Origin of the sequence: Bacillus sp. AR4-2, from assembly GCF_008274865.1 — a bacterium.
Lineage (GTDB): Bacteria > Bacillota > Bacilli > Bacillales > Bacillaceae_G > Bacillus_A > Bacillus_A cereus.
In genome coordinates this window covers 127,476-140,621 of sequence record NZ_CP031063.1, presented here as the reverse complement: position 1 = coordinate 140,621, position 13,146 = coordinate 127,476, and the positions used below count along the sequence as shown (strand labels likewise).

Genomic DNA, 13,146 nt, shown 5'->3' with positions numbered 1-13,146 from the left:
ATTTTGCATTTCCAAAAATATTGGCTTTATTTATCATTCTTTTATTTTTTCTTTTGTAATATAATTATGTAAAAATTATATTCTATTTCTAATTATAAGGAAAACAGATATTTTATGCATTCATAAAATATAATTTAATACATAAGGAACAGATATCAGTCTAAAAGTTTTAAATATAAAAATTTGTATATACTAATTAAATAACATATTATCGAAATTATTTCAATCTCCATAATTAATATATCCTTTATTTAATAATATTGCCCTTTTCTTTTTCTATATTTTCACTTGAATCGATTAGTATAATTGAGCTTTTTATTTTGCTTCAACTTAATTTATCACTCTTAACAAATTATCCCTCTGTTTACAATACTTCCACACACTTCTTTAACATACCATCTGTTACAGCTAAACATCACTAGTATCATTTATATATACAATACCTCTTGTATGATATCAGTCTAATAGAAATAAAAATATGTAAATTTACATATCATTAACTATTTTTGTAATTTATTGCTATAATGAAAAAGCAATTTTTAGAATTTTTTTACATGTTTATATTCTTTTAATAAAAAGAATATAACAATAAAACGGTTCAAACCGTAAAATTTACTTGGAGGTAAGGTTATGTATTCAGAAATTATTAGCAATAAGCTCCAATCATTAAAAGAAAGTGGACAATATCGTGAATTTGTTACCATTAATCGAATTCGCGGTCAATACCCATTGGCACACTTAAATGGTCAACAAGATACAGAACCTGTTGTTGTTTGGTGCAGTAATGACTACTTAGGGATGTCACAACACCCAGTGGTTACCGAAGCAATGCACGAAGCTATTCGAGCATTTGGTGCGGGTTCAGGTGGATCCCGTAACATAGGTGGTACACATTATCATTATGCTGCACTTGAATCCTCACTTGCTGAATGGCATGGTAAGGAAGCAGCCTTAGTTTTCCCTACAGGATATGGTTCTAATGATGCGACATTACAATGTTTACTTCGTTTATTTCCAAATTGTATCGTATTCTCTGACGAACGCAATCATGCTTCAATCATTAATGGTATACGTAGTACAAAAGTTGAACGAGCGGTATTTAGACATAACGATGTTGAACATTTGGAAGAATTGCTTGCAGCTCAACCACATGATCGAGCTAAAATCATTGTTTTTGAATCCGTTTACTCAATGGATGGCGATATTTCACCAATTGAAAAAATTATAGAACTTGCTGAACAATATAATGCTTTAACGTTTATCGATGAAGTGCATGCAATCGGAATGTATGGCCCCCGTGGTGCAGGAATAGCTGCCGAACTAGGGCTTGTAGATCGTTTAGACTTTATTCAAGGAACAATGGCAAAAGGAATTGGAGTAATTGGGGGATACATTGCAGCTTCAGCATTATTAATTGATGCTGTACGTTCTTTTGCATCCGGTTTCATTTTTACAACTTCATTACCACCAGCAATTGTTGCAGCATGTCATGCTAGTGTTGAACACCTAAAATCTTCAGATAGTGAACGAAATGCCCTACATCAAAAGACTAGTATGTTAAGAGATGCACTTGGTCAAGCAAATATTCCTATTATGGATTCAAGTGAGACACATATTCTTCCTGTACTAATTGGGGATGCTAAAAAATGTAAAGCTGCTGCTCAACGTTTACTTGAACAGCATCATGTCTATTTACAACCTATTAACTCACCAACTGTTGCTGTAGGTACGGAGCGTTTCCGAGTTAACGTCACACCAAATCATACTGAGGAACAAATCTTGCAATTAGCTGAAGCACTAACAGAAGTATTTAATTATTTCGACATTCCTTTTGCACAGGTTGCTGAGGTAGAATTTGCATGACAGCTTTAATGTATATATTTTGCTTGATAGTATGGGGTTTGAACTTTATTGTAGTAAAAATCCAAGGTACACCCGTAAGTCTTGAACTATCATTAACTTATCGCTTGGTGGGAGCTGCACTCATGTTTATTGTCCTTGCTTGCGTGGTACGTCCAAAGGGTAAGCCTTCCCGTGAAGATGCTTTACCTCTCATTACTTTTGGGGTATGTAACTTAGCTATTAGTTATTTATGTTTATACTATGCTACGATTTGGATTTCTGCTGCATTAGTAACGCTACTATTTTCACTAAAAACAGTTTTGACACCGATTGCACTTCGCATATTTTTAGGTGAACAACTTCATTCTCGAATTTTAATAGGTGGAATAGTTGGAATTGCAGGCGTTTCTATATTGGTTTATCCATTACTAACAACGGGGGCTTCTAATACAAGTGATTTAAAAGGAATAGGACTTGCAGTATTAGGAACTGTCCTTACAGCAATTGGAGACGCGGCTTCTGCTCGAAATGCAAGACGTGGGATTAATGCTGTTTATTCAAATAGTGTTGGTTTTATTGTAGCTTCAATACTTTTACTTGCTGTTTGTGTTTTCCAGCAACAAACCTTTACAATACCAACATCTGTTTCTTACCTAGGAGCTTTAGCATTTTTAACTGTATTTGCTTCCTTCGGTGCATGGATGTTCTACCTTAAGTTAGTAGAGCGTATTGGTGCATCAGTAAGTAGTTACATGGTTGCACTTTTCCCTGCAATTGGGGGCGTTGCGTCTGTTGCAATTGGGGAATCATCACCTACACTCTACTTATTATTTGGTTGTTTATTTAGTTGTGCTGGAGCCGCAATCGCATTAGGATTCCGTTTACCATATAGAAACCGAATTACTATGAAAAATGAAAGCCCAGGGAGTTAAAAACTCCTGTGGGCTTTATTTATAGTAAAGTCTATCTATTCTTTACACATATTTGAAAGAGGTATTTAATAACTTTAGTTCATATACTGTATGTTCTCTTAACTTTTCAAAAGAAGTTTTCGAATTAACAAGTGGAATACAAACTACTTAATTCTTCTATTATGAACATATGTTGAATACCTCAATAATTCTTTTTTTATTTAATAATACTTTGAAAAAGAAAGCTGATTATCTATAACTTTCATTAACAATGTTAAGGGGAACCAACTATTATGAACTATAGATCTGTATTTGATATCATCGGTCCTATTTCAATTGGAACACCTAATATTTTTGGAACGGACGCCGTAAAAATAGGATATACTATCCGACAGTTATTTTCACATGAACCAGACAGAATTGATATTTCCTTATATGGAGGATTTAAAAAGAGGAATCATCATTTTGGTGCAGATGTAGCAATTGTTGGTGGCATCTTAGGTTTCAAAATAGATGATTCACTAATTATTAATGCACTTACAATCGCAAAAGAAAGAGGAATTACAATTAATTGTATAGAAGAGGTTGCAAAACCACTACATTCCCATACAGCCAAAATTTGTTTATATAAAGGTAAAGATAAAATTGAAATGATTGCTTGCTCACTCGGAGGGGGAAGAGTAAAAATTATTGAAGTTAATGGTTTTGAACTAAAGTTACGCGATCCAACCCCTGCTCTTCTTATTATGAATAATAATCATTTTAGTACGATTTCTTCTGTAATCGCTCTCTTATCAAGATTTAAAATTAATATTAATACAGTAAGAATTTCAAGAAAAGAAACCGGAAAACTATCTTTGTTAATAATTGAAACTGAGAAACCATTAGTTCCAGAAGTAATTAGGGAAATTAATAAATTATCAGGAATTCATCAAACATTAATTTTAGATTAAATTCCATTATGCGTATGATATTTAATAAATGAGAAAGGACACTCAATTGAGTGTCCTTTCTTAACAAAATTTCAGTCCATATAAGCCATATACTTGTCCATTTCTTACAACAGTCTTTTTTTAATAATATTTTATACCCTTCTTTATTACTACCATAGGCATATCATCTTTATGCTTTTACAGAAAAGCTATCAAATTTTATTATTCTTAAAACCATTAACAGTGTCCATGACTGCTGATGCCTTGTAGTATCAGACAGAACCTAATCAAATGGAATTTAGAGAAACATATAGTGATATGTAGTAATACATGCTCACCTAACAAAAAAGGGCTAAATTTAGATTTTCCACCCCAAAAATATGGCTTATAATTATTTAAAATGCTTCTATAGAAATACTTCTATAAAATTAGATGCCCTTCATAACGTGAATATCCATCTGGAGCCATACCTTTGAAGTACCAATGCATTGTACCACCACAGAGCGATTCAGTATAATAATTATCAGTACGTTTAACGTATTGTTCAAATTTACCATTTGAAAGCTTTTTAATGCGAGAAGGCAGCTCACATTTGGCTGCTTTTAAAGAACTTACTGGGCCTTCTGGCTTTTCCAAACTTGCTGCTGAAGCCCCCATTCCTCCAGTTAAAGCAATACCAGTCGCCAATACTCCAACTACTAATTTTTTTAACATAAAAATTCCCCCTTGTTTAAATTATATTTGTTACAAGTTAAATGTATCATTTTTGTATTTTTTGTAAATATATTGAATTTGTAGAAATATTTATTTAACTATTGTAAATATTTGGATTATATTTTATCAAATGGATATTAAAGGAATTTATACTTATATGTAATAATGCTTGAAAAATCATTAAAACATTATGATAGCATTTTAATAGTTGCTTATATTTTCATTTTTTGATTGGAAACCTAACTTCTGATTTACCAAGCACCCTTTCGCATTAGGTGAGGGGGCTCATTTTAACCTCATGTTTAAAATGAGATATAACAAATATACAGTCAATGGATAAAATAGTTTACTACTAAAAAAAATCTCTGACAGAAACAAAAGATAGAATATGTATAAATATAATTAAATTTATATATGCGAAATTACATAACATAATTATTACTAATTATGTTATGATGTATTGTATCGAGAATCGCTATATTTCTTATAAATATAAATCGATAAATTACCTTCTTAACATTAGTAACTATATGACAAAAAGAAGACATCAAAATAAGATGTCTTCTTTTTGTCTACAGTAGTATCATAATAAAATTATTATTTAATCATATCAGCAAAAATCATTCCTACATTATTTTGACGCTTCATATACTTCTCTAAATAAATCTTTGTTGTTTGAATATTTTCATGACCAAGAGTTTGCATTAAATGGTATAAATCAGCGTTTCCTTGTTCCACAGCCATAATTGCAAATGCATGCCTAAATGTATGAGCGGTTACTGGATTTTCACGATATTGTAGAAACTCTAAGTTTGTCTTCTTTATCATATCTGTTACCTGATTAGATAGCGTTTTAGGGTTATAAAAATTCCCTCTTTGATTTACAAATAAAGGATCCCCATCTCCTTGATCTAATATGGTTTGAAACCCTCTTTTCCTTCTCACTTCACAGATACACTGATACAAATGTTCTGAAATGAAAAGTTCACGTACCTTTCCACCTTTTCCTATAACTTTTAACCAATACTTTCCGTCATAGTATAAATCTTTTACTCTTGTCCGACACAACTCCTGAATACGTGCTCCAGTACTAGCTAATGCAAGTAAGAGTGTATAGTTTACTAAATGTCCTCGTACTTTATAAAAATCTAAAATCTTTATTACCTCATCATAAGACAAATCACGATTAGGTCTATCTTTTTCATTTACATTTGCGCGCTGTAATTCCTCATGAAGTGGCTTATCAACATAGCCAAATAGGTGAAGATGTTTTAAAAATGAACGAATCAATACTGTTTTTTTCGCAAGCGTTGCAACGCTATAGCTTGAATTTCCCCTGCCATTCTTTACACTTTTTAACCAGTTACTATACTTACGTATATGCCAAGGCTGTAATACCTTCAATAAAGATTCATAGCGCTGTACGTCTTCCCCATTTAATTCAAATTCTTCCGCGTTCTGCACCATGCATTGACAAAATGACAAAATTTCAGAAACATAACTCTTTTTTGTATGCTCTTTCCTATTTTTCTTCTCATCCATATCTTTCTGTAAATGGACAAAATGATAGATCACTTCAAGGTCATTTAGAAAATCATATTTTCTTTTACCCTCTTTTTCTGCTTTCTCCATCTTTTGTTCTACAGCATCCATATAACGATTGTTATGTAGGAATAACACAACACCATTCATATCCTCTAAATATGTATCTATAAATCCTTTTTTATAATTTGTAATAGGTAGAACTTCATTTTTACTTTTACTATCCATAATTTTCATTCACCACTTTTTGCAAATATTATTAAACTATATCTACTTATTAAATATACTATACTTTTCATTTTCTTTGTAACAATTGTATAAAATAAAAACATTACTCTTTCTATAAGAATAATATATTCTTCTCTATCTAAACATACATATATTTTTTTATAAATATTTAATTATTATATGTATAATTATATATATTTTTTAACTCATTTATTTTAAACAAAGACTTTACATTAAAATGAAAATTAATATACATATAAATATCATGTTTTATCATTACCGAAGTTACTATTAAATTTGATTTTTATTAGAATTAAAATCAAATTTTATATGTATATAAAAATCTGATATGATACTATATAGAGTTTATAAATTAGTCGAAATTCGGAGGTGTAATTTTATGACACAAGATTTACTATTTATTACAAAGCCTACTGTTACTACAAAAGAAGCGGCTGATTTAATGGGGGTAACCGTACAGACCATATTAAAGAAAGAAAAAGAAGGATTAATAGAATGCGTATACAAAGATAACTGGAAACAATTCGGTAGCAAAATTTTCTATTTAGAAGATATTGAAAGATTAATGGAAAAAGAAGAGGTTAATGGACTAAGTACAAAAGAAGCAGCTGAAATTCTTAATGTAGCACCATCTACTATCTTTACATACATCAAATCCGGAAAATTACCCGCTACAATGGTAGAAAAACGAGGAAAACAAGTATATCTTATCGATGAGGAAGAATTAGAAATTTTTATGCTTGATTATGAAAAAACTAAAACAAAAGAGCGAAAAACATTCATTACCAAGATCTATGATGAAGAGATATGTTTATATCAATTATTAACACATCAACGCACCGGAAAAACAGCTAGGTTAATAGAGCTTAATGGCGCAGATGGAAAGATTCTTACAGAGGATGAAGAGATTTTCCCACTATCTACTTATAAAGAGCATGATTATTCCTTTGAACCTTTCAAAAAACAGCCAGTGATTACAAAACGAGGATATTTATCTTTTTCATTTAAAAAACCTCAATTATTTGATTCTATCACTTACAATCTAATAAACTTATTTTATAAAGAACTTGGTGTCACAAATATGCGATTAACTATTACACAAGATACCATCAAATTAGAAATTAAACCCTTTGTTTTACAAGTAAATCCATTGCAATTTCAAGAAGAGATAAAATATTTACATTCTCATATGAAATCAGGTTCAATACTTCCACATGTAGAAGGCATTTACTTTAAAAGTAATGTAGAGCCATTAACTTTTCATGCGGATTATGAATTTAAACAAAAAATAGTTCAAATGGCCACAGATGCTGGTATGGGGCAAGAAGAGTTTTTATTACAGGCAGTAAAATCTTATATTGAAAAATTTTAAATACTTCTCGCATCGACTTCCTTAAACGGGTCCATTATTATATTTTTATCCTAAAAGTTCATAGTTAGTCCCATACTTAAAACCAATACGATATATAAAATTATTAATTAAACAAAATTAACATTAAAATTATAAGTTCTTGGCTATTTCTACACCAGATTTTTAAAAATATTAAAAGAGTAGTAAAAGATCTCAGCCCTAATAAGTTGAGATCTTTTACTACTCTATGATTTCCAAAATTTCCACCAAGGATTTTTTGGCGCGTTTGCTACTGCCACTTCCTCAAGTGTACGTTTTACATCCTGAATCTCTCTAATCACTCGCATAAGATTTTCATCTCTTTGCTCTAATCTTTTTTCTATTCTCTCCTCACGTTCCTTGCGATTCTTCATATCATCTTCAATTAATTTATTCCGTTGATCTATGCGATCACCTAGTCTTTTTTCCATTTCTATTAAGTTTGCTTGCTGCACCTTTTTGATTTCTTCTACCATAGCGCTATATTGTTTCTGTAATTGAAACTGAATATGAGAAGGAAGTTGATTTTCTTCCTGAGCTTCTTCCTTCTTATTAGCGATACCAAATTGTTTTACAATCATTTTTGCAGCCTTTTCTAAGGTCATTCCATCTTGCTTACTCAACTCCACTAGCTTTTCAATAAGGACAACATCAAACTCTGTATACTCTCTTCTTCCACGACTGTTTTTTTTCACCTCATAGCCTTCACGTTCAAGAACATCTGAATACTTCCTAAGTGTACTACCGCTCACTCCTAGGCGACTATAAACCTCATTAGCCGTATATAATATCTCCATTTCTGCCATAGCGCCACATCACCTCCTATAAGGAAAGTTCAATGAAAGCGACCTAATACCTTTAAGAATCAATCGACGAAGCTCGTGCCGTCTTTGCTATGTTTTGTCGAAATAAGTGGATTTTTTATTAATTATAAATTTGTACTAGAATCTTTGTTTACATAAGTTTATAAATTTCACTTCATTTCCTTTGAACTCTTTACCAAATCTACATGAAAATTCAATTATTTTTTAGAAATAGGGAAATATAACTATTTCTAAAAAGGGATATTTCCCTATTTCTATTTATTCTTTTCTATAAGCATTTACTTCCTTGTCATTGCTACCTTGCAATAAAGTTACACCAAAAATACCAAACGACTCTTAATTTCACTGTATTTAAAAAGCCCTTGTTTTGAGTATAAATTATCAAAACAAGGGCTTTCTTTCATTTACTCATCGTTGTATGTACAGCATCTCTTATGATAAATCATGGAAAACAATAGCTAGTTTAACTATTATTAAGGAATACCTATAAATAAAAGACTAGCATAGCGCCATACTAGTCTTTTCATTTTTTATGAATTGAAGCCTATTTTGATTTATATAAATTTGAATGGATAAATTCTGCATTAATATTGAATTGTTTAAGAATAACTTTCGCTACGTCCGTAAATCCACATTATACCATAAACAAACTTTCCTATTACCGTCAGAGAAAGAGCATCTACACCAGTAGATGCTCTAATATGTGACAGAAATCCTCAATGAGTATTGAAATAGGTTAAAGGCTAGTAAACTAAACTTATCCTACACTCTAATTTATGCTTATCCTTATTAAAAATGCTCTTTCGTAAACATTTTTCAACTGTACATCCATCTACTAAGTATTAACCTTGAACCGTTCTTAATATGTAAATTCTACACAATAATAAAAACCACCAATTCCAATCAATTAATATCTACTGATACTAATATTAAATAGCTTTATTGATAAACTTTCTAAAACAATAAATATACTGGCTGAAACAGATCTATAGCCAATATTCTTTCCTGTAACATTAATAGTAATCTCTGCTAAATGCGTTTGTATATCATCCTTTTCAAAAATTTTATTTTGAACTTTTTCAATTACTGCCTCACTATCCACTAATTTAAAAGTTTTCAGTAATCTCGCTTCTAATAAAGTAAAATCAAAATTCCCCTCTTTTATTACATCAAATGTTATCTTCATCTATCTTTCCTCATTTTTAATACTTAAACAACATACCTTTATAATTATAAATTTAATTATTATTTTATTCAAAATATATGTTTTATAAAATTATCAATTATTTTTTACAACAACAACAATAATAGAAAGAACTAAAGAAACAAATTCTTGTTATAGTCATAAAAAAAGAAACCAAATAATTATTATTTTGAGGTTTCATTTATCATCTTGTGTTCCTGCTTTTCAAGTTTTACTTCCCCAAAATTAATTAGTTTAAAAGGACAAATAAGATACTTTAAGAAGACAAACAAATTTTTCTCATTATAATGTCATACAATGAACAGGTAGTAGAATTAAAAAAAATAAATATAATTCTATTAAAATGTTTCTTCTTTATTTTTCATTATCAAGAGCCTTAGATTTTTACTAATAATCATATAATATGTGAACAAAGAATACGGTAAGAGTTACTCTTTGCCATTTTAAAAAACAACCTCTAAAATATTGTTTTCTAATTCACATTTTTTGACTGGGCTTTACTAATACATTCGTGCTAAAATCCAATAAGATATTTATTTTAAAAGTATTTTTGAAGGCTTTATAAATAATTAAAATAAAGATGATAGCTTATTAGGAATTTTTCTAATAGTATCCTCTCTTTTTGATACATTTATGAAACATTCATGTGTTATCTTTAGTAAGTTCTATTCTTTTTTATAATATCGTGTGAGATATACCAAAACCTGAATCCCTTGACCCCTAAGTCTAGGGATTCTTTAATTAAATAAGAATTTTCTATCCTTCTTCTAAACTCAATATTTTTTGATTTATATAATGTAATGTATATTCACTTTATTATTATGATGTGCTATGTTCTCCTTTTGAGCATGGAGTGCAATTTTTATGACTTTAATCGGAGCAATCTCCGAAACCAATCCCTCTAAAAATAAAAACAAAAGTACCAATTAAAAAGCTTAATAATAAAATTAATATCTATTCTAGTAACAATTAATGCCACCTTAACATTTCATCTGTCAGTTTTCATTCAAATAATTAGCTTGTTCACTTTTGTTGCATTTGCGGAACATTCATATGTTATCTTAATGAGGTCCTTAGAAATTCATATCTCTTCGTAAAAATTCCTGGTCTTCCTAGGACTTTTTTCAATTTCATAATAACTTTCATAATAAAACTATATTCGTCTGTAAGAAATGACATTATGCTTGATGTCATTTCTTACAATTTACCTATTACAACAACATAATGCAGAAAATAGGATTAATTACGGAACTAGAAACAAAACGACTATATTTAAGGTAAATAAAAGTATCTGATTCATTAAGTATATTTAAAGTATACTTTAACATTCATATCACTGACTTATTCGATATAAGTAATTACATTGATGAAAATTAAACGAAAAATAGAATAAACTTTAAAACTCTTCTTATGTTTTCATTTTTAAATTGAAATATAATTTCTTATCTACAAAAAATCCCCACACATTGTGTAGGGATTTTTTATGATATATTAAGGTATTATTTTATATATATAGAAGTTCGTAATGTATTTCTAGGATGGTTTATTGAAGTTTTTTGATACTCGAAAGTTCCTTCTTTAAACTTTGATACATCCCATTTATACTCCCAACCAATTATAGGATTTCCACCAATTCTCTGTGAATCAACACTTTTCACATCAAATCCATTCATTTTTGCAAAAGGAAATTGCCCATAACCAATTTCTCTAGTATATACATATAAATAACTTCCACCATGATCTCTAGTTGTACTAAAACTATTAGGGTTAATGGTTTCTACCCCACCTAATTGTGATTCAACCTTAATTACATTTAAAGAAGTTAATGGTGCTGCCGGCCCTGCTGATGCCTCAGGTGCCATTCCTAAACCTACTACCGCTGCCATTGTTAAAGATGATATACCTAATGCAACCTTTTTTAACATATAAACATCCCCTTCTTTTTATATAAGTACAACTTCGATGATAACAGAAATATATAAGAATATTCCTTATTTTGAAAACGTTAACAAAATGTTCTTCTTTGAATATGCAATTTAACATAATGTTTGACTTGTATGATAATCAATCTACTACTTTTAATACAAAAACTAATAATCTACAAAAGGCTAGTTTTCTATGTGATATTTAAAAAAGACAATATAGATTAACGAGATGCCATAAAAAGATATCTTATGGAAAAAAACATTACTAGAGTAATCAAAAATAATATAGATAAAAAATTAAAATATACAAATAAGACCCATAAAATCTATATATGCAACATTTCATATGAAAATCCTATTTATTGATGCTACAATAACTTTACTCGATGATTATTGTTTTTTCATAGTTTTTAAGCAATTGAACACCTTCTTAATATGAATTGTATAAAAAGGAGACATCTTAATAGATGTCTCCTTTTTATACTAACTATGTAAGTAAATTATGAATTGATGTATACCTCTAATTAATAAAACATTCGTAATCGATAGCTTTCTAACCTGGCAACAGAATAAAGGGGATATGTAGCTAGTAACTGAAGACGTGTGATGATCGATTGAATTCTTTTTCTACTTTTCCCCATGACACCTTCAATTAATTTAATCCGCTAACCTATCAAATTAACTAGTATTATATCCATTTATAATTGGTTTACCCACTATATCTTATTTCTTTTACCATAACGCTATGTTGTTGATGAAACTTATATGATTTTATGTAATAAAAGATTAATTCTTCTTTCTTATTAGCAATTTCTTAGCCCTGTATAATCATTTTGGTTGCCTTTTCTAAGTTAATCTTATTCCCTTGACTCAACTACTCTACTAAATGTTCAAAAGGTAATGCTAATAAAAATCATGGATAAAATATGCACAAATTTTAAACAGAACAGCATTTTATGTAGTATTTCCTACCCACATAGCGCCACAGCTAGGTACAGAAACAAACTTTTAGGAAGATATAAGAATGAACAACTCTATAACATTCCAAAAAGTAAAGAAATAGTAACACGAAGCCCATTCTTAACATTAACAAAATAATTTAATACCATACATAAAATTATTAAAGAAAAAAACACCTCTATTGAACTTGCATACTTAGTATGCGAATTCACAAGGTGTTTTTCTCATGTACCACTATTCAGGTTCAATTCAATTAGCTAGACTTCTTAGTTTATTACCTTATCATTAAATGAGTATCCCGTTTAAAATACCTAAAATAATAAATATAAGATATTCTAGATATTTTTTATTTAATAGCTTATTAGGAAAAAGATATTGAATACTTTTTACTCCGCCTACAATAATACAGCCAGGTAATATTACATCTACTAAAAAATCAACTTTTGAATAAGTAAGCCAAGTTGGCATAAGTATAAAAATACAGATAAAAACAATATCTAATATGATAGAAAGATTAGATTCTTTAATTCTATTTTTAGTCCTAATATCATCTTTGTAAGCCCTAACTGTATTTTTAAAGTATACTAATCCAGATATCAAAATAAGTAAGCCAAATAAAACATTAATTCCAGTAAGTATATATTCCATTACAA

At 29.5% G+C, this 13,146-nt stretch carries 10 protein-coding genes; 4 read left to right on the top strand and 6 right to left on the bottom strand.

Annotation, left to right across the window (positions count from 1 at the left end; translation table 11 throughout):
- Window positions 1–630 precede the first annotated feature (630 nt).
- The 3 genes from hemA (at window position 631) to sdaAB (ending at window position 3,706) form a co-directional block, all read left to right on the top strand.
- The gene (hemA, locus tag DN399_RS27730; RefSeq protein ID WP_000286715.1) at window positions 631–1,863 is read left to right on the top strand and encodes a 5-aminolevulinate synthase; all 1,233 of its coding nucleotides are present in this window, start codon (window positions 631–633) and stop codon (window positions 1,861–1,863) included.
- A complete protein-coding gene (locus DN399_RS27725; RefSeq protein WP_000126047.1) occupies window positions 1,860–2,774 on the top strand; it encodes a DMT family transporter in 915 nt (304 codons plus the stop codon). The genes hemA and DN399_RS27725 overlap by 4 nt, the downstream gene beginning before the upstream one ends.
- 272 nt (window positions 2,775–3,046) lie before the next feature.
- Entirely contained in the window at window positions 3,047–3,706 is a 660-nt protein-coding gene (gene sdaAB / locus DN399_RS27720) for an L-serine ammonia-lyase, iron-sulfur-dependent subunit beta (protein WP_149150189.1), read from the top strand.
- 399 nt (window positions 3,707–4,105) lie between these two features.
- Here sdaAB and DN399_RS27715 read toward each other — a convergent pair whose 3' ends face one another.
- Window positions 4,106–4,399 (bottom strand): hypothetical protein, encoded by a 294-nt coding sequence (locus DN399_RS27715; protein WP_098570233.1) that lies wholly within the window; start codon window positions 4,397–4,399, stop codon window positions 4,106–4,108.
- 597 nt (window positions 4,400–4,996) lie between these two features.
- Complete coding sequence (locus tag DN399_RS27710; protein ID WP_149150188.1) at window positions 4,997–6,169, bottom strand: tyrosine-type recombinase/integrase; 1,173 nt, start codon at window positions 6,167–6,169, stop codon at window positions 4,997–4,999.
- A 400-nt stretch (window positions 6,170–6,569) separates the two neighbouring features.
- Between DN399_RS27710 and DN399_RS27705 the strand changes: the two genes are divergently transcribed.
- Window positions 6,570–7,562, top strand: a complete 993-nt coding sequence (locus DN399_RS27705) for a helix-turn-helix domain-containing protein (RefSeq protein WP_000189840.1) — start codon at window positions 6,570–6,572, stop codon at window positions 7,560–7,562.
- A gap of 224 nt (window positions 7,563–7,786) precedes the next feature.
- Here the strand turns inward: DN399_RS27705 and DN399_RS27700 are convergent, their stop codons facing one another.
- The 4 genes from DN399_RS27700 to DN399_RS27680 all read right to left on the bottom strand — a co-directional run bounded on the left by DN399_RS27700 (window position 7,787) and on the right by DN399_RS27680 (window position 13,141).
- The gene (locus tag DN399_RS27700) at window positions 7,787–8,386 is read right to left on the bottom strand and encodes a DUF3967 domain-containing protein (RefSeq protein WP_149150187.1); all 600 of its coding nucleotides are present in this window, start codon (window positions 8,384–8,386) and stop codon (window positions 7,787–7,789) included.
- 925 nt (window positions 8,387–9,311) lie between these two features.
- Entirely contained in the window at window positions 9,312–9,590 is a 279-nt protein-coding gene (locus DN399_RS27690) for a hypothetical protein (protein ID WP_000704697.1), read from the bottom strand.
- A gap of 1,517 nt (window positions 9,591–11,107) precedes the next feature.
- A complete protein-coding gene (locus tag DN399_RS27685) occupies window positions 11,108–11,533 on the bottom strand; it encodes a DUF4879 domain-containing protein (protein WP_097822017.1) in 426 nt (141 codons plus the stop codon).
- 1,245 nt (window positions 11,534–12,778) lie between these two features.
- Window positions 12,779–13,141, bottom strand: a complete 363-nt coding sequence (locus DN399_RS27680; RefSeq protein WP_048563928.1) for a hypothetical protein — start codon at window positions 13,139–13,141, stop codon at window positions 12,779–12,781.
- Between the last annotated feature and the right edge of the window lie 5 nt (window positions 13,142–13,146).